The sequence below is a fragment of the Pontibacillus sp. HN14 genome (assembly GCF_021129245.1).
Classification (GTDB): domain Bacteria; phylum Bacillota; class Bacilli; order Bacillales; family BH030062; genus Pontibacillus.
Genome location: NZ_JAJOLR010000005.1, coordinates 121040 through 140006, shown reverse-complemented (window position 1 = coordinate 140006; position 18967 = coordinate 121040). Strand labels below are relative to the sequence as shown.

Below are 18967 nucleotides of genomic sequence, written 5' to 3'. Positions count from 1 at the left end.
CGATTAGATGAAGGAAAACATTTATCTTTATTATACAAACGATTTACATAGCCATTTTGAGAATTGGCCTCGTATTGTGGGGCATTGGAAAGATCGGAAGAATCATCATAAGAAAATGGATGAAGATATGTTTCTATTAGATGTAGGAGACCATGTTGATCGGTTTCATCCTATTTCAGAAGCGATGATGGGGAAAGCAAATATTGATTTATTGAATAAAGCAGGTTATAACTGGGTTACTTTAGGGAATAACGAAGGGATTACTTTAAGACACGAGGATTTATACTCGTTATATGATGAAGCTCAATTTGACGTAATCTGTGCAAACTTATCAGCAACCCATAACCTTGATCCAGCGTGGTTAAAGCCTTATACCATTCAGACGACTTCACAAGGCACAAGAATTGCCGTCATTGGTTTAACAGCGCCTTTTTACTCCTTTTACAAGCAGTTAGGGTGGGAAGTGGTTTCTCCATTTGATAAGCTTGACGCCTTAATAGAAGAGGTGGAAGAGGAGTCGGATATTATAGTGTTATTGTCGCACCTTGGTATTAATGATGATGAAGAGATTGCAAATCGTTACCCTGCCATAGACGTGATTATTGGGGGTCATACCCACCATTTATTTAAAGATGGTGAATTTATTAATGGAACGCTTTTATCCGCAGCGGGTAAGCACGGAATGTACGTGGGTCAAGTTGCTTTAGTATGGGATCAGGATAATAAAGAAGTAGCTCGTAAGTCTGCCAGTGCTTATTCTCTAGAAACGCAAAGTGAAGATCAGGAAACGAAGCAGATAATTGAAGATTACGCAAATAAAGCTTCTGGCATGTTACATGAAACGGTGACCCATTTAAGCCAAGATCAAAATGCCAATTGGTTTCAAACGTCTGAGCTAATGAAACGTTTTGTAGAGACACTGCAAAAGTGGACAGACGCAGATGTTGCGATGTTAAATGCTGGTGTCTTGCTAGAAGGGTTTCCTCAAGGGCCTGTTACAAGAGGAGCGATCCATCAGAAATGTCCTCATCCCATGAATCCTTGTAAAGTTGAGCTACGAGGAGATCAGCTTATGGAAGTTATTCGTCAGGCTCATGCTAAACGTTTTATGGAACTGAAACTAAAAGGCTTTGGGTTTCGGGGTGAAGTAATTGGGCGTATGGTCTTTGCAGGAATAGAAGTGCAAAGCGAAAAGGCTCAAGACGGCCAGGAATACGTAACAAGTGTCATGATTGAAGGGGAGAAGATTGATCCGACCCACACGTATTCGGTGGCTACTGGTGATACGTTTACGTTTGGACGTCTTTTGCCGGAGATCGCGAATAGCCCGAAAAAAGAATACTTTATGCCAGAGTTACTGCGTGATCTATTACGAGAAACACTAAAGCAAATGCCTTAAATCATGCACTTTCTTTTGCTGCTTTCATAAATTGTAGCAGAAGGGAGTGGATTACAATGGTTACGGTCGAACCGATATGGATTGAGGGAGTGCCATTTACAGCTGTTTCTGTTGTTTTGCCAAAGACGAATTTATTAGTCGTTACTCATGATAAAGGCTACATCATGTGCGGAGCTTTAGATGTGGATTTATTAAATGAAAAGCTGTCTGATCGAAATATTGTAGCGGGAAGAGCGGTAGGAGTACGCACAATACAAGATCTTTTGGAAGCTCCTTTAGAGAAAATCACAATAGGCTCAAAAGCTTTCGGTTGGGAAGAGGGAATGATTGGGAAAGAGGCTATGTTAAAGTTGGCGAAAGATGACGACTAATCAAGGCCTGTCCGGGGGAGTTTGAGGTTCAGGTTCTCTCGGTTTACATAAGTGGAAGAATACTGAGATAAGCTTTATATAAGGTTGGGGTGTTATGAGATTACTATCAACGTTTTCTTTAGAAGCAGGTCATGAACTCGCTAAGCCGATTCATAATGACAAAGGGAAGGTTCTGATCCATTCGGGTGTATTATTAACAAATAAGATGATTGAACGGCTAAATGATTACGGAGTTACCTATGTTTACATAGAAGATGAGGCCACAAATGATATTGTGACGGAGTTCCCCATTTCAGATCAGGTCCGTAATCAAGCGATTGACCGCATTACGGATACGTTTGATAAGATTAAGTCATCAAATATTAAAGATTCATTTATCTTCGATCGTACAGGGGAAAAGATGAAAGATGTAGTCCGGAAGATCCTATCAGATATTCAGGGTCACAAGAAGGCTGTCTCGTTGCTTTCAGATGTATTTACATACGATGACTATATTTTCACTCATTCTCTTAATGTAACAATTTATACATTAGCGTTAGGCACGGAACTTGGGTTACCTTCTAAGAAGTTAGAAGAGCTTGGGTTTGGCGCGATTTTGCATGATGTTGGGAAGGTGAAAGTTCCAAGAGAAGTTTTGCTCAAACCTGGAAAGTTGAATGATGAAGAATTTAAACTTATTAAAGAGCATTCAGAGGCCGGCTTTAATATCCTCCGGGCGGCCCCGAGTGTGTCCTTGGTCGCTGCACACTGTGCTTATCAACATCATGAAAGACTTGATGGTTCTGGTTATCCACGGGGGTTGTGCGATAAAGATATTCATTACTATGCTAAGATTTTGGCAATCGCAGATGTCTTTGATGCCGTCACAAGTAACCGAGTCTACAGAAGAGCTATGCTTCCTCATGAAGGTCTAGAGATTTTATATGCCGGTTCTGGCACGAAGTTTGATTTACATATGATTCAAGCATTTAGGAGAAGTGTAGCGGTTTATCCGAACGGATTAAGTGTCACATTAAGTGATGGGCGAAAAGGGGTAGTTTCTAGACAAAACACTGAAGTTAGTGACCGGCCTCACATAAGGATATTAGAAGAGAACGGAAAAGCTGTCGTTCCTTATTATGAGGTAGATTTAGGAAAGGAACTCAATCTCATGATTACGGAATGTGATACGACGTTGGTTGGAAAAACAAAATAAACAGTCAATCCCTGTCCTCATCTTGCATAAGAATGAGGAGAGGGGGTTTTTAATATGGGGAGAAATAGGCGAAAGGGAACAATGGCACCACCTCCAGCCAGACAAATCTTTATCATTACATTTATGTTTTTTCTCATAAGCACATTTGTTAGCTTATGGATTATAAATAAAGGAATTGAACCTAAGATTATGGAAATCGCAGAAGCCAGAACAGAACAATTTGCCAAAGAAGCCATTGCAGAAACCGTCAGTAAAAAGATGGCTGAGGATTTGAATGTTAATGATCTCGTTCAATATACGTATGATGATCAAGGGAATGTTGTTTCAGCCGGATTTAATTCGGCTGCCATTAACAAAGTCACTCGAGATACCCTATTTCGCGTTAATCAATACTTAACAAGGTTAGGAGAGGGAGAAGATCCTGATCCTGGCATTTCCTATGACGTGGACTATGATCAACCAGAAGAAACAAATTCAGAAATTGTGCAAGACAAGCGGACGATTGCACGCATTCCTTTAGGGCAAGCCACAGGGAACACGCTATTATCAAATTTAGGACCAGAAATTCCTGTTCATTTTACGTATATCGGAAATGTAAAGGCGGATGCGGTGAAAGAAGAAAAAGAATACGGAATCAATATGCTTGTTGTGGATATAGATCTGAAAGTTGAAGTCAACTTACAGGTTTTATTACCGTTTTCGACTAAATTAATTACGGTAGATACAGAAGTTCCTATTGCTCATAACGTCATTATTGGAAAGGTACCTGATTTTTATAATGGCGGTGGCGGTGGGATGAATCCTTCTATCGAAGTTCCAACAAACCCCTTGCCAGGACCTTAAAATCTTGTTATGATAATACATGTCTTACACAAAAATTAAATTTCATCTACCCTTATCATATCGATGAGGTAGAGGTGCATTTAGCATAAGTAACCAGTTTGAGGATGACAACAATGAGAACTGGCGAAAGGGCTACTTGCCGAAGCGTAACGAAGCGTCAATCTTTCTTACGCTGGTGCATTCCCGAATAGAGAATGTACTGTCATGCAAACCGGACGTTGGATTGCATGATGCGCTACTGATCGAGATGGAGGATAACAATATTATTTGCTATAAAACAGCAGGTAATGATAGGTTATTTTCTCTATCATTATTTGCTGTTTTTTTATTTCCTCTTACTCTTCTGCATTTTAAAGCCAGATTACCACACCAATCTGAGCTCGACAGTACTTGCGTCGTCATGTCCATCGTTCCTTTCCTTCAAGAGACATCAGGCCTGTAACACGAAGGAGACGAATAACTCAACAACACGGAGGGAACGAAAAGATGGAAGGAACGATTTACTCACTTATTCCACCACTAGTTATGCTTGTCTTAGTTCTTGTGACAAGACGAGTACTCATTTCATTAGGAGTTGGCATTTTACTAGGTGCTTTTATGCTCCACGACTTTTCCTTGTCCGCAACCTTATCTGAAGTATGGAAGCAATTCTATACCATTTTCTATGTGGACGGTGCCCTTAATTTAGGGAATTTATTCTTACTCAGCTTTTTACTATTACTAGGGATTACCACAGCGTTTATGACAGCTTCTGGTGGTAGTCGTGCTTTCGGAGAATGGGCCATCCAACGTGTGAAAACACGAAAAGGTGCTCAAGCCATGCCAGCTGTACTAGGTATTATTATTTTCATTGATGACTACTTCAATAGTTTGGCCATTGGTTCTGTAGCACGACCTTTAACGGACCGTTATAAAGTATCAAGAGCAAAGCTTGCTTATTTGATTGACTCTACTTCAGCACCGATTACGGTTATTTCTCCGATTTCAAGCTGGGGTGCTTATATTATTGGAACCATTGGAACTATTATTGCTACCAATGAGCTAACCCAATTTAGTGGCTTAGAAGCCTTTGTTAAAATGATTCCAATGAACCTATATGTATTCGCTGCTATTTTACTTGTGTTCTTAACGATCTATCGCAAATTCGATATCGGCGCTATGAAGAAGCATGAGCAAAAAGCAGAATATAATGGGGAATTGGTTGACCAATCAAAAGATGTTCCTGGTGATTTAAACAATGAATTTAAAGACGTTCAAAGCGGACGCGTTTACCATCTTATTGTACCCATTATCGTATTAATTCTAGCTACGATTGTCGCAATGGTGATTACAGGCATTCAAGGGACAGAGGGGAACGTAACGATTCTTGAAATCTTCAAGAATACAAATGTGAACCGTTCATTGTTTGCTGGCGGCCTATTTGCAGCTCTTAGTGGATTTGTTCTGTATGTTGCTCAACCTGGAGATAAATCATCTCTTGGAAAAGTGGGATTAGAAGGTTCTAAAGCAATGCTGCCTGCTATTTATATTTTGGTCTTTGCTTGGATGATCGGAGCGATTATTGGTGAACTTGAAACAGGGGAGTTTTTAGCGAATCAATTTGAATCCTTAAATATTAATCCGTCTTACTTGCCATTGCTTGTTTTCTTAGTATCTGGTGGTATGGCCTTCTCAACAGGAACTTCTTGGGGAACATTTGGGATTATGCTTCCGATAGCAGGTAATATTGCAGCAAACACAGATGTCAGCATGTTCTTGCCTGCTTTAGCAGCCGTGTTAGCCGGAAGTGTGTTTGGGGATCACTGTTCACCGATCTCAGATACATCCATCCTATCTTCTACAGGTGCAGGGTCGAACCACATTGATCACGTTATGACGCAGTTGCCATATGCACTAATTAGTGCCGGAGCCACTGCTGTTGGATACATGGTTTATGGCATGACATCTAGCGCATTCCTATCCCTTGTGATTACCCTTCTACTTGTAGTGCTTATAGTATTTGCTGTTAATCCAAAAGGGAAACCTTCAGAAGTAAACGAATCGAAAACTGCTTAAAGATCAAAAAGTCCGTTATGTATCATACATAACGGACTTTTTTTATGGAATTTAGGAGATGACATACCTGTTGCAAATCCTTGGAGGATCACCGAAAAGATGACGTAATGGTAATGAATGTATTTAGAGAAAAAGTGTAGGACAAAAAGCCTAAATGTAAATATCTGAAAATTTTAAATATTACTTTACAAGCTGTGATGGGGTGGTTAAAATAAAGACAGCTATTAGTTAGAAAAGTCTGAAAAAAGAAAAAGATTACACATTCTCCTGGGTCAATATGCATAAGCTTGTAACGCAGGAGATGACTGTAGAAGGGGAGGGCTATTCATGGAAAAACGTGCTCAATGGGGAACACGCGTTGGATTTTTGCTAGCAGCAATGGGTTCAGCGATTGGACTCGGTAATATTTGGAGATTCCCGGCGACAGCTTACGAAAACGGCGGAGGTGCTTTCTTCTTACCTTATTTATTTGCACTTCTAACGGCCGGAATTCCACTATTAATCATGGAGTACACAATCGGTCATAAATACCGTGGTTCTGCACCTAAATCTTTAGGGAGAATGCGGAAAGGGTTTGAATGGATTGGTTGGTGGCAAGTTGCGATCTCATTTGTTATTTCTACTTATTATGCTGTTATTATCGCCTGGGCGGTTCTTTACGCAGGCTATGCTTTAAATGGTGCATGGGGGGATGATACGACATCATTCTTCGGAGGAGACTTTCTAAATGCCACAGAACCTGGTGTTATGGGTGGCATGAATATGAAAGTTCTTATCCCACTTGCGATCGTGTGGATTATTACATTAACGTTTCTTGGTATGGGAGTTAAGAAAGGTATTGAACTGGCGAACAAGATTTTCATTCCAACACTTGTGGTCTTATTCTTAATTATTGTTGTACGTGCTTTAACACTTGATGGAGCGGTCGATGGTCTACAGGCTTTCTTCCAACCAAATTGGGACGCGATTGGGGATCCTGCTGTTTGGGTTGCTGCATATGGACAGATTTTCTTCAGTCTATCCATCGCTTTTGCAATTATGATTACGTATTCTTCTTATTTACCAAAGAAATCTGATATCACAAACAACGCCTTTATTACCGGTTTTGCGAACTCATCTTTTGAATTATTAGCTGGTATTGGTGTATTTGCAGCTCTTGGATTTATGGCTATGCAAACAGGTCAGGAAGTTACGGATGTTGTAGATGGTGGTATTGGTCTAGCGTTTATGGTCTTCCCACAAATTATTAATGAAATGCCTGTATTATCAGGGTTCTTCGGTTTCTTATTCTTTGCTTCTCTTGTGTTAGCAGGGTTGTCTTCATTAATTTCGATTACGGAAACCTATGTAGCTGGTGTTCAGGAGAAGTTCAACTTATCCCGTGGAACAGCTGTTGCGATCGGTGGGGGATTATCAGCCGTTATTTCTCTTCTATACGCAACTAAGGGAGGTCTATTCTACCTAGACACGGTTGACCACTTTATTAACAGTTACGGCGTAGCACTTGCTGGATTGTTTGAAGTTGTCGCTGTTGCCTGGTTTGCGAAAGAACTTAAGAATCTCCAAGCCCATGCGAATAGTCTGTCCGATATTATGTTAGGGTACTGGTGGAGATTTTGCCTAAGTATCATTACTCCGGTTGTATTAGGTTATATGTTATTACAAAACCTACGTGTGGAACTTATGAAAAACTACGCGGATTATCCAATTGAATTCTTGTTCTACTTTGGATGGGTGGTTGCCATTGGGGCTATGTTCGTTGGTGCCTTAATGACGGTACGGAAATGGCCAAACAATGAACTGGCTATGCCAACAGAATCAAAAGATGAGAAGGAGGTTGGCTAAACATGAGCTGGATTATCATGTTTGTAATTGGTGCAGTTGTGATCTGGGGAGGTTTAATTGCCAGCATTGTTCGCGCTGTAAAAGCATCTAAATAAAATAAAGGAAATCCCTCTACGCACAAGCGTTAGAGGGATTTGTTATTTTTTCAATTGGCGTGTTTGGCGCTCCCACAGTTTCAAATGAGGGTAGGGGTCAAAAGACCACTCTGAATGGCCATTATCTTTATACATACCATAGTGAAGATGAGGAGGGAACTTCCCGGATGTTCCAGGCGGTCCGTATCCCGATGCACCTACATATCCAATGACATCTCCTGGTTTAACCACTTGCCCGACGTTTACATTTTTCTCAAATCCGTTTAAATGGGCAAAATAATGGTATATATTATGGATATCTCGTACACCGATTCTCCATCCCCCGAATTTGTTCCATCCTTTCATCTCAATTACCCCGTACGAGGTAGCGCGAACAGGGACTCCATAATTCGCAAAAATATCTGTCCCTTCATGAATGCGTCGACCTCCAAAACCTCTAGGGTCCCCCCATGTGTTTTTGTAACTGTAATTGTGATTCAGTGGGACGGGAAAGATGTGTTGGCCTAAATCGATGGTTTTCTCTGTCTTAAATACTTTTGCTGTATTCATAATCGTTTGTACGGATAAATCTCTTTCATAATAATTCCATAGCGCAATCTTTATGTCTTGCTTAGATGTACCAAATCCACTCATCCATTGTGAGAAGGAAACGAGGATATCGGCATCATTAGTTCGGTCAGCAAGGTCATCCCCATTTCCGTCTTGCCCTATTCCTTGGAATAGTTCGATTTCTGAGATAGGAAGGGCATCTTTTTGACTTGGATTTGTGGCACCATTCCACATTTCTCTAGGAATGGTAATGGCGATTACACCTTCAGATGCTGGTTCTTTTTGAATGTTGCGCTCATATTGGTCGACCGCAGCAAGATAGTACCATGGAATTTGAGTAAGGGACTCCATTGTTTTATATAAGTTCATACGTTGTGCTTTAACATCTGGCTTTTGCTCTTCAGCCCATGTTTGGTGAGGGAGAAGGGTTAGCAATAAGACCAATGCTACAATGCGTTTCATGATAATTCACCTCCAAGTGAAGGGTTATAACAGTAGTTTGCGAAAGCTTGAGGGTAAACATAAGTGGTAAATGTTAATAATAGAAGAGGGTTAAAAGCGTGATAAAGGGACTGTTTGTGATAAACAGTCCCTTCTTGAAACATATTCAAACTCGATAAGTTACTGATTCATTCCCTGTCCTTGAGGGACGTCACGCTTATCTTTTTTAGATTTTGTTTCATCATTGTACATCGCTTCACCTTGTGGTGACTTACGCATTTCTTTAATTGTTGATTCAAGCATGTTACGGTAGTTCTTATCGCTTGTTTTCATATTACTTAAAGATGCTAAATCCTTATACATGTTCTTCTGGTCGGTTACATACACTTCGAAGTACCGTGGTACAGTCGAAATTGCTGTTTTCTTCGCAATATCAGCTGCACGATCGCGGTCTACATCGTCTTCTTTCGTGTAGGCGATGAGTACTTCTGAATCCGTAACTAACGTAGCTGCATCTTTAAATGCGTTAGACTGAAGCATGTAACGAGTGATTAAGTCACTAACAGCTTCGCGGTTCATAATACCATAACGTACTTCGCCGAGCTTATCGACTTCACCACGTGAGTAGCGATTGTAACCAAGGCGTTGGGATGAGTTGTTGTTGGTACCCATGTTCTCAACTGATTGATAATTGTAGTTCTTGTTCTTGTTGAGCTCGGGACTATCATAGCCTACGTTCGTGCCGTACCCATCGTTATTTCTATCCATTGCACCCTGGTCTGTGTTGTCAGCACCACAACCTGTTACAACTAAAGTAGTTGCAAGGGCTGATGCTGCAATCCATGATTTGTAATTCAATGGAAACCCTCCTCTAGCATAATGTTGTCTCTCCCTCATCTATAGCTTTAGTCATTATGAAAAGTTCATGCTAGAAAATATTGAGTAAACAAGAAAAGTAAAAGTCAAAATATCCAAAATATGATACACTATAAGCACTATTAAGAGGTGATCGACGTGGTAGAAATTCAAGGAAAGAATTATCAGGTTGTTCTGGACGAAAAAGAGGGCTTCCAAGAAGAAGCGGTTAAGGAAAGATTTAGCGATATTTTAAGTAAATATGATTTTATCGTTGGAGATTGGGGATATGGACAGCTTCGTTTGAAAGGTTTTTATGACGATCAAAATCCTAAGTCTACATTTGATACAAAAATCAGCACGCTAGACGATTATATGTACGAATACTGTAACTTTGGTTGCGCTCATTTCGTTTTAAAGAAAACAGATAAGTAAAAAGGATATGGAAAAAAGCAGGGCAAGCGTATTCGCCCTGCTTTTTTTATTGTTCTTGCGATGGTTTTACTTCTTCGCCTGGGTGGTCATGTGTTGGGTGAGAGCCTGGATCTAAGCGCTGTAAATCTTTATGCAACGATTTATTCTCATAGTTAAAGGCGCTATAATACCTCTGACCAGGCCGCCAGGGTGTGCTTTTATTTTCAACAGGTTGATCTTTATTTCGTGGCGCGCCGTAAGGCCCTTCTGGCATTTGCTCAGGAATTAAATAATTTCGCATGGCTTCTACATTAGCGAAATCGGAGTACTTCTCTTTGTCTTCTTTAGACATAAAAATCCCCCTCCTATGGAATGTAGTGTTCCAAAGAGAGGGGGATTTTACTCGTTTACACGACTTCCCGTAAGAAGTCTCTTAATTCTTCTGCTTCCACTTCTGTTAAATTGAAGGCATGCTCCAGGTGTCCATCTTCCTCAACCTCTGACTGACTTAAAAGAGCGTAATGGTTGCTTTGTAAATTGATCACCATTTTCTTATCTTCATACTTCTTCGAAGAGGTAATGGCTAAATCGTATCGATGGCTCTCTCCCATAAAGCTTACAAAGCGTGTAGAAGTGCTTTCTTCTTGATCGGTAAGAATAAGTCGATCTTCTTTCATGCTTGTGCTCCTTCCTTAACAAATCTTATTATTCGTTAACTAATAAGTGTGGCTTGCGGTCTAAGTGGTGGTTGGCTTTAATGAAGCGGACCGTTCCGGTTTTAGCGCGCATCACAATGGAATCTGTCTCAGAAAGATCATTTCCTAAGAATTTAACCCCTTTTAGTAATTCTCCTTCTGTAACACCCGTAGCTGCAAAGATTGCGTCGTCACTTTTTACAAGGTCATCAAGAGTAAGAAGCTGACGTGGGTCACTAAGTCCCATTTCAATACAGCGATTTGTTTCTTCATCATTCTGAGGAACTAAACGAGCTTGCATGTCTCCATCTAAGCATTTTACAGCAGCAGCTGAAATAACACCCTCCGGTGCACCGCCTGTTCCAACAAAGATATCTACTCCCGTGTGAGGCAAGCAAGTAGCGATGGATGCCCCTACGTCACCGTCTCCGAATAGTTTTACGCGTGCTCCTTTAGCACGAACGCGTTCGACGAGCTCTTCGTGACGTGGACGTTCTTGGATAATGACTGTTAAATCGTGAATACGTTTATTATTGGCTTTTGCCACAATATCAATCGTTTTTTCGATTGGATCATCTAAACTAATTTTTCCTTTTGCATTCTTTCCGACTGCAATTTTCTCCATATACATATCCGGAGCGTGAAGAAGAGCACCGCGATCAGCAGCTGCAATGACTGCCATAGCGTTATTATGTCCTTTTGCTACGATATTTGTACCTTCTAATGGGTCAACAGCAATATCTACAGCAGGACCTTGCCCATTTCCTAATTCTTCGCCAATGTATAACATAGGGGCTTCATCTAGTTCCCCTTCCCCTATTACGACTGTTCCTTGCATCGTAATGGAATCAAACATGGCTCTCATGGCAGAAGTGGCAGCATCATCTGCTTCATTCTTCTTACCTCTTCCCATCCATTGAGCTGAGCTCACTGCTGCGGCTTCGGTTACACGTACAAGTTCTAGAGCTAATTCGCGATCCATTTCATTTCCTCCGATACTTTAAATTCCTTCTATATCATAGCAAAATAACAGCACAATTTAAATGGAATTTGTATTTTGTCGATTTGTGATATCATGAAATAAGATTGTATGGGAAGTTTGCAAGGGAGGGCATATCCATGTATTTTGTTGATCGAAGTAAAATAGAAGAAACATTACAGCATCTGGATTTCTTGATAGGAGTTTATGAAAGACAAAGCTTTGAAGGGGAAACTGGCGCATTAGCGCTTGAACGTCTTGCCCAGATGAGTATAGAATCGGTAATTGATGTAGGGAATATGATGATCGATGGCTTCATTATGCGGGACCCAGGAAGCTATAATGATATTATTGACATCTTAATGGATGAAAAGGTGATTCCTAAAGAGGATGAAGACTGTTATAAGACACTTATAGCTCTACGGAAGCCACTTATTCAAGACTACGTAAACATTGAACCAGAAACGATTCACCAAACGCTTGAAAAAAGTAAAGCAGCAATCGGTCACTACAGTGAACATGTTCGTTACTATTTAAATAACGAATTAGGTCCTGTTTCTGCATTTTCGAACTCCTAATGATTAAAGAGGTGATACAGCAATGGACAAAACATACAAAGGATATTTAATCGACTTAGATGGAACTATGTACAGAGGAACAGAACGAGTGGAAGCAGCATCTGATTTCGTGAAGGCTTTACGTGAAAAGGGGATTCCTCATTTATTTGTAACCAACAATTCTTCTCGTCGGCCTGATCAAGTAGCGGATAAATTAAATACGTTTGATATTCCTGCCGAAGCAGAACAAATTTATACGACTAGTATGGCTACAGCATCCTATATTCGTGCCGAGAAGCCAGATGCAAAGGTGTATGCAATGGGGGAAGTAGGATTGATGCATGCTTTAGAAAATGAGGGCCTTACAATAGCCGATGAAGATTGCGACTATGTTGTGATGGGAATGGACCGAGAGCTGAGTTATGAGAAGTTTGCTAAGGCTTGCTTAAATGTAAGAGCAGGGGCTACCTTCTTATCTACGAATGGGGATATTGCGATTCCGACGGAGAGAGGGATGCTTCCGGGAAATGGTTCTATAACTTCTGTTGTGACTGTATCTACTGGAGTAGAGCCGACCTTTATCGGTAAGCCGGAGTCTATTATTATGGAACAAGCTATGCAAGCGATCAACCTAAAACGTGAAGAGACACTAATGGTTGGAGATAACTATCATACCGATATTTTAGCTGGTATTAATGCTGGCATGGATACGCTTCATGTCCAGACAGGGGTAACCACGAAGGAGCAGTTATCTCAATATGACCAGCAACCTACGTACACCATTCAAACGTTAGATGAATGGATACCACATTTATAAAAAAGAAGCTTTCCGGATATCCGGAAAGCTTCTTTTTTTACTTTATATGACTTATTAATATTCTTCGTTGGCATCGCTATGAGCTAGGCGGCTTGAGGCTGCAGCTGCAATAGCTCCCACGATGTCATCTAAAAAGGTATGACACCCATTCGATTTATCATTTAATTTTTCAAGAATTCCCGGTTTTTGTTTATCAATATAGCCGTAGTTTGTGAATCCGATTGATCCGTACACGTTTACTATGGATAATGCAATCACTTCATCAATACCATATAAGCTCTCATCTGTTTCAATTGTTTCCTGAAGAGGGGATTGAAGCATCTTTTTCTCAGCAAGAATATCAAGTTCAATACCAGTTAAGATGGCATTCTGAACCTCTCGTTTCGCAATGACGCGGTTTACGTTGTGTAAGCATTCTTCCATCTCCAGATTATCGTGATACTTAGATTGAAGATAGTGTACGAGCTCTGCAATGTCATCTAATGTTACGCCGCGTTCTTTTAATAGTTCACGTGCTTTCTGTTCTAATTGTGTCATTTTTTCTTTTGCCATGATTATCACCTATTTCTTAAGTATCGAGTATATCCATACTATTACCTATATCGTATGGTATGAAACTAATTGAAAAACGTGCATGAGATCCAATCATGCTTATCGTTATCATACATATCTATATAGATAAGAGCAACTAAAAGGGTGGTAGGTTATATGAGAGACCAACTTCATCAACAATATCAGGTATACCTCGGTAAAGAGATACAAGAAAATGGGCTGTTTGGTTATGAAGGAAACGACGGATATTATTTCTTAATTCCTTATGAAGAAGGAATGGATGACGAGGTATTTGAGCAACGTTCGATTAGTGAATTTATAAGGAATCAAGGAACGCCTCAGATTGGACTCCCTCTTTTTACAACAGAGGGAAAATTATATACAAATGTGGATGGTCAAAACTATATGTTTGTCCAGGTCCCTTGGGGGGCCACGAGTGACTCAAATGGTCGGTGGCTTACGACTCTTCATGAAGCCGGGAATCAATATCCTTATCAACCCCAACACATTTCAAGATATGGCCAATGGAAATCCTTATGGGAAGACAAAGTTGATGCTTGGTTTGAGCAGTATAAGGTTCAATGGAACGAACGCCCCTGTTCATCTATGAGAAGGCTATTTATTGAAACGTTTCCGTACGTGGAGGGGTTATCAGAATGTGCAATCCAATACTTGCAAGAAAGTGAACAAGATTGGAGATATGAATCGAACGACCAGGGCACCTTCACCTTTCAACGCCTTCATCCTTCCATGATGTCCCAAACCATTTGGCCTCATACATTAGTATATGATCACCCGGCGAGGGATCTTGCTGAATGGATCCGCTACTCTTTGTTAGAGAACGGGAACCAGGCTTACCCTCCTATTCGATCAATGCTTGATGAATATGAAAGTACTCGTCCTTTATCCGTATTTAGCTGGCGTTTAATTTATGCAAGGCTTATTTATCCCGTTCATCTCTTTGATGTCTTAGAACGTACACTAAGTGCGGGAGAAAGGGAGCAGAATGACCTTGAACAAGAATATCGTGGATTGCTTCAGAAGCAAGATCAATATGAGAAACAATTGAAAGAATTCTTTAATGGTGTGCATATTGATTATAAACGTCTTCGGATTCCTATTCTGGATTGGTGAGTAAGAGGAGAGGGTGGAATTGTCCAAGGTACGGATAGGAGCATTTCATCCCATTTATACAGCCTTCTGAAAAAGAAATGATAAGACTCTTCATGCTATAATGGCAACTACTATAGCAATAGAGGAGGATCTAGATGTCAAAACCATTTGTTTATATTACTAGGAAGCTGCCTGAATCGGTGATTGAAGCTTTTGAGTCTGTTTTTAAGATTGAAATGTGGCCAGAAGAAGAAGTACCTGTTGAAAGAGGTGTGCTATTAGAGAAGGTTCAACATGCTGATGCGTTAATTACTATGTTAAGTGACCAGGTTAATCACGAGATATTTGAAAAACAAACCAATCTAAAAGTGGTTGCAAACCTTGCTGTTGGATATGACAATATTGATTTAAACGCTGCCAAGGAAGCAGGAGTTGTGGTAACAAACACACCGGACGTATTAACAGATACAACAGCGGATTTAACATTTGGATTACTTCTAGCTACAGCAAGACGCTTAATGGAAGCAGAACGATATGTAAAAAATAACTCTTGGGAAAACTGGGCTCCTCTCTTAATGGCGGGGCAAGATGTTCATCATAAAACCATTGGTATCGTAGGGATGGGACGAATTGGAGAAACGGTTGCTAAACGAGCTACTGGTTTTGAAATGGAGATCCTCTATCATAACCGCAGTCGTAAAAGGGAAGCGGAAGAAAAAATCGGGGCTACTTATGTAGGATTTGAAGAGCTGCTGAAACGATCTGATTTTGTGGTATGTTTAGCACCATTAACTGAGGAAACGAAGGGGATGTTTAATAAAGAAGCGTTTGAACGAATGAAAAGTCGAGCTATATTCATTAATGCTTCTCGTGGAGCTTTGGTTGATGAAGAAGCACTGTACGATGCTATTCACCAAAACGTGATAGCAGGTGCGGGCTTAGATGTCTTCAAGAATGAACCCATCTCTGCGGATCATCCCCTGTTAACTTTAGAGCAAGTTGTAGCTACCCCTCACATTGGCTCAGCTTCTGAAGAGACAAGGAAAACGATGATGACGCTTTGCCTTGATAATATTCAACACGTCCTGAATGGAAAAGAGGCAAAAACTCCAGTAGGAGCAGGTTAAGGTTGGCGCCTCATTCATAATACTAATTGTATATACATTCAGATGTGAATAGTTTATTGGATGATAAGAAATTTAGATACATGTGACCTAAAACGGCAGGGATATAGCAGGCTGGTGATAAATGGGTGTATTAGATTTTTCGAACTATTATTGAATTACTTGAACTCTCTCTTTTATAATGGTGTTTATATATACAATAGTATACCAGCATGAGGGGGAGGAAAGAGATGTCATTAACGAAAAAAATCTTACTTGGAATGGGACTAGGTGTATTAGTAGGATTACTGCTAAACAGCTTAGACCCTTCCATTTATGATAACACTCAAAAATACCTACTTTATCCAGTAGGTCAACTATTTGTAAGCCTGATTAAGATGCTTGTTGTACCGATTGTCGTTGTTTCATTAATTCTTGGGACTTCAGGAATTAGTGATCCGAAAAAGTTAGGGAGAATCGGAATCAAAACGGTTTTATTCTTCCTTGTCACTACAGCGATTGCCCTCACCTTAGCCTTAGGGTTGGGCTCGTTCTTTCAACCAGGTGCTGGTGGGTCAGCGATGCAAGGTGGGGACTTTGAAGCAAGTGAAGCTCCGCCAGTTGTAGATACGCTCATTAATATCATCCCTTCGAACCCACTTGACGCTATGGTGAAAGGGGACATGCTTCAGGTTATAGCCTTTTCAATCTTTATTGGTATTGGATTATCACGAATCGGAACTCGAGGCAAAGACTTATATAGATTAGTGGAGCAAGCGAATGAAGTCTTAATGTATCTTGTTCAACTCGTTATGAAGTTTGCTCCTTATGGTGCATTTGCTTTAATTGCTGATGCAATTGGTTCACAAGGCAGTGACTCGTTATTGAAGATGGTGAAATATCTGGCCGTAGTCTTACTAGCCCTACTGATTCACCTTGTAGTCACATATGGATCTGCTATTGCGTTACTAGGTAAGATGAATCCAATTCAATTCTTCAAGAACTTCTCGCCAGCAATGGTGGTTGCTTTTAGTACATCAAGTAGTTCAGGTACATTACCAGTATCTATGAAAACTGTTCAAAATAAGCTGAATGTGCCAAAACCGATAAGCAGTTTCGTCCAGCCGCTTGGGGCAACGATTAACATGGACGGTACAGCCATTATGCAAGGTGTAGCAACTATGTTCATCGCTCAGATGTATGGTGTTGACCTTGCCTTTAGTGATCTGGTAACAGTTGTTCTGACAGCAACGCTTGCAAGTATCGGAACAGCAGGTGCCCCAGGAGTTGGTTTAATCATGCTTTCCATGGTTCTAACTTCAGTTGGCCTCCCTGTAGAAGCGATCTCACTTGTTCTTGCAGTTGACCGTCTGATCGATATGTGTCGTACAGCCGTAAACGTAACAGGCGATGCAACAGCAGCGGTCATTATCGCACGCTCCGAAGCAGGCCGCGAAGACGAAATTCCAGTAGTACAAGAGCAACAACAGGCATAATAAAAGCTGTTCTCCCCTGTTGGGAGAACAGCTTTTTTCTACCCTTTGCTCCTAATCCCACAAGTTTTCGTTAGCTTAGAATGAGCGTAAGGTGGGCCTGGAAACCACCCGCTTTCCTGTGGCTCACCTAGGCTCTTCCGCCCAAGAGAGTCTCGCAGTTTCCAGGCCCACCTTTGCCATAATAGGGTGAACTGAAACATTCTCTCAGTTCTCGAGTGTTAGACAGTCCTCCCCCTATAAGGGAACAAATATTAAAAGGCCTTTAATAAACCAACTATAGAAGAAAAGAAAAACATAAAAAAAGCTTGTAGAATCATCTACAAGCTCGTTCATATAGTGAATAGCCAAATACTTGCTACAAATTAAAAGACTTGTTCTACTTCGTGAATTCCAGGTACCTCTTCTACGAGTGCACGTTCAATCCCGGCTTTTAGGGTGATTGTTGAACTTGGGCAGCTTCCGCATGCACCCATAAGACGAAGGCGAACAATTCCCTCATCTACATCTACTAATTCAACGTCTCCACCATCACGTAGTAAGAAGGGACGAAGTTTATTCAATACTTCTTGTACTTCATTTTCCATCATCCATCTTCTCCTTTCCTATATCTCTATTATAAAGTGTGTAAGCAAAAAAATCTATTGTGCGAACTGAATTTCTCGTAGTGTGAAATCGAATTATTTCCGAAGTTTATATAATCCCTCTGCTCACTTTATACGATTCCAAAAATGATTTTATATTTTACAAAAGATTTTGTAAAATGGGAAGTAGGTCATATTTTCTGAGGGGTGAGTGGATGGGGCAAATCGAAATAACGGTCTATGGAGCGGAAGAGCGCTGTGCGAGTTGTGTAAATGCTCCGGGTTCTAAGGAAACATTTGAATGGTTGCAAGCAGCAATTGGGCGCAAGTATCCTGGTGAGCACTTTCAATTTCAATATGTGGATATTTCAACTCCAGCGGTTGAAGAGGAGCATGCGGATTATATAAAGCGAATTGAGGATGAAGAATTTTTTTATCCGCTAATCGTTATGGACGGTAAAGTCATAGGAGAAGGAGACCCTCGTTTAAAAACCGTTTTTTCTGCCATTGAAGAAAAGGGAGTTCAAACGAATGGGTAAGAAAAAGCAGGACTCCTTTCCTGTCTTATAACAGTATATCGGATTTTTAGTTATACAGATTAAAAAACAATGAGTAAGTCCGTTGTCGAATTTGGCTAGAATATGGTAGCATGTATCTTTGAAGAGGGGATTCACCATACTAGTAAAGCAGAGGTGGATCTTGTGAACCCAATAATTGAATTTTGTATAAATAATTTAGCGAGCGGATCTCAAAAAGCTCTAGAGGAGCTTGAAAAAGATCTTGAGCTTGATGTGATAGAATATGGATGTCTAAGCCATTGTGGCTTGTGTTCCCAAAGTTTATTTGCACTCGTCAACGGAGATCGAGTGACAGGTGAAACGCCAGAAGAGTTAGTTGAAAATGTGTATAAACACATCGAAGAGAATCCCCTGTTCTAACTTCACGACCAAAAAGAAAACGCGGGCTTTATTACCTGCGTTTTTCTTTTATTTCCTTACATAGAAGATGCAGG

22 protein-coding genes and 1 riboswitch are annotated in these 18967 nt (G+C 40.5%); of the genes, 15 read left to right on the top strand and 7 right to left on the bottom strand.

Annotated features, from left to right (window positions below):
* Positions 1-7 precede the first annotated feature (7 nt).
* The 7 genes from LQ226_RS15635 to LQ226_RS15605 all read left to right on the top strand — a co-directional run bounded on the left by LQ226_RS15635 (position 8) and on the right by LQ226_RS15605 (position 7803).
* The gene (locus tag LQ226_RS15635; RefSeq protein WP_231418895.1) at positions 8-1399 is read left to right on the top strand and encodes a bifunctional metallophosphatase/5'-nucleotidase; all 1392 of its coding nucleotides are present in this window, start codon (positions 8-10) and stop codon (positions 1397-1399) included.
* 56 nt (positions 1400-1455) lie between these two features.
* Positions 1456-1770, top strand: coding sequence for a YunC family protein (locus LQ226_RS15630; protein WP_231418894.1), 315 nt, complete (start codon positions 1456-1458; stop codon positions 1768-1770).
* A 94-nt stretch (positions 1771-1864) separates the two neighbouring features.
* A complete protein-coding gene (locus tag LQ226_RS15625; RefSeq protein ID WP_231418893.1) occupies positions 1865-2965 on the top strand; it encodes an HD-GYP domain-containing protein in 1101 nt (366 codons plus the stop codon).
* 54 nt (positions 2966-3019) lie between these two features.
* The gene (yunB, locus tag LQ226_RS15620) at positions 3020-3808 is read left to right on the top strand and encodes a sporulation protein YunB (RefSeq protein ID WP_231418892.1); all 789 of its coding nucleotides are present in this window, start codon (positions 3020-3022) and stop codon (positions 3806-3808) included.
* 61 nt (positions 3809-3869) lie between these two features.
* Positions 3870-4054: riboswitch (Lysine riboswitch) on the top strand.
* Positions 4055-4294: 240 nt separating this feature from the next.
* The gene (locus LQ226_RS15615) at positions 4295-5863 is read left to right on the top strand and encodes a Na+/H+ antiporter NhaC family protein (RefSeq protein ID WP_231418891.1); all 1569 of its coding nucleotides are present in this window, start codon (positions 4295-4297) and stop codon (positions 5861-5863) included.
* 327 nt (positions 5864-6190) lie between these two features.
* A complete protein-coding gene (locus tag LQ226_RS15610; RefSeq protein ID WP_231418890.1) occupies positions 6191-7708 on the top strand; it encodes a sodium-dependent transporter in 1518 nt (505 codons plus the stop codon).
* A 2-nt stretch (positions 7709-7710) separates the two neighbouring features.
* Positions 7711-7803, top strand: a complete 93-nt coding sequence (locus LQ226_RS15605; RefSeq protein WP_231418889.1) for a MetS family NSS transporter small subunit — start codon at positions 7711-7713, stop codon at positions 7801-7803.
* A 42-nt stretch (positions 7804-7845) separates the two neighbouring features.
* On the opposite strand, the gene LQ226_RS15600 is transcribed toward LQ226_RS15605, so the two are convergent.
* Together LQ226_RS15600 and LQ226_RS15595 are read right to left on the bottom strand one after the other, a co-directional pair.
* Complete coding sequence (locus tag LQ226_RS15600) at positions 7846-8814, bottom strand: M23 family metallopeptidase (protein ID WP_231418888.1); 969 nt, start codon at positions 8812-8814, stop codon at positions 7846-7848.
* A 159-nt stretch (positions 8815-8973) separates the two neighbouring features.
* Positions 8974-9651, bottom strand: coding sequence for a YhcN/YlaJ family sporulation lipoprotein (locus tag LQ226_RS15595; protein WP_231418887.1), 678 nt, complete (start codon positions 9649-9651; stop codon positions 8974-8976).
* Between the two features lie 156 nt (positions 9652-9807).
* Between LQ226_RS15595 and LQ226_RS15590 the strand changes: the two genes are divergently transcribed.
* Positions 9808-10083, top strand: a complete 276-nt coding sequence (locus LQ226_RS15590; protein ID WP_036782576.1) for a YutD family protein — start codon at positions 9808-9810, stop codon at positions 10081-10083.
* A 46-nt stretch (positions 10084-10129) separates the two neighbouring features.
* Here the strand turns inward: LQ226_RS15590 and LQ226_RS15585 are convergent, their stop codons facing one another.
* Genes LQ226_RS15585 through glpX form a run of 3 tightly spaced genes read right to left on the bottom strand, consistent with a single transcriptional unit; the run spans position 10130 to position 11739 of the window.
* Complete coding sequence (locus LQ226_RS15585) at positions 10130-10414, bottom strand: cytosolic protein (RefSeq protein ID WP_231418886.1); 285 nt, start codon at positions 10412-10414, stop codon at positions 10130-10132.
* 55 nt (positions 10415-10469) lie between these two features.
* Positions 10470-10739, bottom strand: a complete 270-nt coding sequence (locus LQ226_RS15580; RefSeq protein ID WP_231418885.1) for a DUF3055 domain-containing protein — start codon at positions 10737-10739, stop codon at positions 10470-10472.
* Between the two features lie 28 nt (positions 10740-10767).
* Positions 10768-11739, bottom strand: coding sequence for a class II fructose-bisphosphatase (gene glpX / locus LQ226_RS15575; RefSeq protein ID WP_231418884.1), 972 nt, complete (start codon positions 11737-11739; stop codon positions 10768-10770).
* A gap of 137 nt (positions 11740-11876) precedes the next feature.
* On the opposite strand from glpX, the gene LQ226_RS15570 reads away from it, so the two are divergent.
* Together LQ226_RS15570 and LQ226_RS15565 are read left to right on the top strand one after the other, a co-directional pair.
* Complete coding sequence (locus LQ226_RS15570; RefSeq protein WP_231418883.1) at positions 11877-12314, top strand: DUF86 domain-containing protein; 438 nt, start codon at positions 11877-11879, stop codon at positions 12312-12314.
* A 22-nt stretch (positions 12315-12336) separates the two neighbouring features.
* Positions 12337-13110, top strand: coding sequence for a TIGR01457 family HAD-type hydrolase (locus LQ226_RS15565; protein ID WP_231418882.1), 774 nt, complete (start codon positions 12337-12339; stop codon positions 13108-13110).
* 54 nt (positions 13111-13164) lie between these two features.
* Here the strand turns inward: LQ226_RS15565 and LQ226_RS15560 are convergent, their stop codons facing one another.
* A complete protein-coding gene (locus tag LQ226_RS15560) occupies positions 13165-13662 on the bottom strand; it encodes a phosphatidylglycerophosphatase A family protein (RefSeq protein WP_231418881.1) in 498 nt (165 codons plus the stop codon).
* Positions 13663-13818: 156 nt separating this feature from the next.
* Between LQ226_RS15560 and yutH the strand changes: the two genes are divergently transcribed.
* The 3 genes from yutH (at position 13819) to LQ226_RS15545 (ending at position 17374) form a co-directional block, all read left to right on the top strand.
* Positions 13819-14796 (top strand): spore coat putative kinase YutH, encoded by a 978-nt coding sequence (yutH, locus tag LQ226_RS15555; RefSeq protein ID WP_231418880.1) that lies wholly within the window; start codon positions 13819-13821, stop codon positions 14794-14796.
* Between the two features lie 134 nt (positions 14797-14930).
* Positions 14931-15902: a 2-hydroxyacid dehydrogenase gene (locus LQ226_RS15550; RefSeq protein ID WP_231418879.1), complete on the top strand. Its 972-nt coding sequence runs from the start codon at positions 14931-14933 to the stop codon at positions 15900-15902.
* A 227-nt stretch (positions 15903-16129) separates the two neighbouring features.
* Positions 16130-17374 (top strand): dicarboxylate/amino acid:cation symporter, encoded by a 1245-nt coding sequence (locus LQ226_RS15545; protein WP_231418878.1) that lies wholly within the window; start codon positions 16130-16132, stop codon positions 17372-17374.
* A gap of 362 nt (positions 17375-17736) precedes the next feature.
* Here LQ226_RS15545 and LQ226_RS15540 read toward each other — a convergent pair whose 3' ends face one another.
* Positions 17737-17958: a NifU family protein gene (locus tag LQ226_RS15540; RefSeq protein WP_231419048.1), complete on the bottom strand. Its 222-nt coding sequence runs from the start codon at positions 17956-17958 to the stop codon at positions 17737-17739.
* A gap of 212 nt (positions 17959-18170) precedes the next feature.
* Here LQ226_RS15540 and LQ226_RS15535 point away from each other — a divergent pair, with 212 nt between their 5' ends.
* Both LQ226_RS15535 and LQ226_RS15530 read left to right on the top strand, forming a co-directional pair.
* A complete protein-coding gene (locus LQ226_RS15535; RefSeq protein WP_231418877.1) occupies positions 18171-18494 on the top strand; it encodes a YuzD family protein in 324 nt (107 codons plus the stop codon).
* Positions 18495-18596: 102 nt separating this feature from the next.
* Complete coding sequence (locus LQ226_RS15530) at positions 18597-18893, top strand: YuzB family protein (protein WP_231418876.1); 297 nt, start codon at positions 18597-18599, stop codon at positions 18891-18893.
* Positions 18894-18967 lie beyond the last annotated feature (74 nt).

Excerpts from the sequence above, each read along its gene's own strand:
- LQ226_RS15545 (WP_231418878.1), top strand. The coding sequence starts at position 16,130 with ATGTCATTAACGAAAAAAATCTTACTTGGAATGGGACTAGGTGTATTA.
- LQ226_RS15535 (WP_231418877.1), top strand. The coding sequence starts at position 18,171 with ATGGGGCAAATCGAAATAACGGTCTATGGAGCGGAAGAGCGCTGTGCG.
- glpX (WP_231418884.1), bottom strand. The coding sequence starts at position 11,739 with ATGGATCGCGAATTAGCTCTAGAACTTGTACGTGTAACCGAAGCCGCA.
- LQ226_RS15570 (WP_231418883.1), top strand. The coding sequence starts at position 11,877 with ATGTATTTTGTTGATCGAAGTAAAATAGAAGAAACATTACAGCATCTG.
- LQ226_RS15550 (WP_231418879.1), top strand. The coding sequence starts at position 14,931 with ATGTCAAAACCATTTGTTTATATTACTAGGAAGCTGCCTGAATCGGTG.
- LQ226_RS15600 (WP_231418888.1), bottom strand. The coding sequence starts at position 8,814 with ATGAAACGCATTGTAGCATTGGTCTTATTGCTAACCCTTCTCCCTCAC.
- LQ226_RS15605 (WP_231418889.1), top strand. The coding sequence starts at position 7,711 with ATGAGCTGGATTATCATGTTTGTAATTGGTGCAGTTGTGATCTGGGGA.
- LQ226_RS15585 (WP_231418886.1), bottom strand. The coding sequence starts at position 10,414 with ATGTCTAAAGAAGACAAAGAGAAGTACTCCGATTTCGCTAATGTAGAA.
- LQ226_RS15565 (WP_231418882.1), top strand. The coding sequence starts at position 12,337 with ATGGACAAAACATACAAAGGATATTTAATCGACTTAGATGGAACTATG.
- LQ226_RS15540 (WP_231419048.1), bottom strand. The coding sequence starts at position 17,958 with ATGGAAAATGAAGTACAAGAAGTATTGAATAAACTTCGTCCCTTCTTA.
- LQ226_RS15530 (WP_231418876.1), top strand. The coding sequence starts at position 18,597 with ATGGTAGCATGTATCTTTGAAGAGGGGATTCACCATACTAGTAAAGCA.
- LQ226_RS15625 (WP_231418893.1), top strand. The coding sequence starts at position 1,865 with ATGAGATTACTATCAACGTTTTCTTTAGAAGCAGGTCATGAACTCGCT.
- LQ226_RS15560 (WP_231418881.1), bottom strand. The coding sequence starts at position 13,662 with ATGGCAAAAGAAAAAATGACACAATTAGAACAGAAAGCACGTGAACTA.
- LQ226_RS15610 (WP_231418890.1), top strand. The coding sequence starts at position 6,191 with ATGGAAAAACGTGCTCAATGGGGAACACGCGTTGGATTTTTGCTAGCA.
- yutH (WP_231418880.1), top strand. The coding sequence starts at position 13,819 with ATGAGAGACCAACTTCATCAACAATATCAGGTATACCTCGGTAAAGAG.
- LQ226_RS15615 (WP_231418891.1), top strand. The coding sequence starts at position 4,295 with ATGGAAGGAACGATTTACTCACTTATTCCACCACTAGTTATGCTTGTC.
- LQ226_RS15635 (WP_231418895.1), top strand. The coding sequence starts at position 8 with ATGAAGGAAAACATTTATCTTTATTATACAAACGATTTACATAGCCAT.
- yunB (WP_231418892.1), top strand. The coding sequence starts at position 3,020 with ATGGGGAGAAATAGGCGAAAGGGAACAATGGCACCACCTCCAGCCAGA.
- LQ226_RS15630 (WP_231418894.1), top strand. The coding sequence starts at position 1,456 with ATGGTTACGGTCGAACCGATATGGATTGAGGGAGTGCCATTTACAGCT.
- LQ226_RS15580 (WP_231418885.1), bottom strand. The coding sequence starts at position 10,739 with ATGAAAGAAGATCGACTTATTCTTACCGATCAAGAAGAAAGCACTTCT.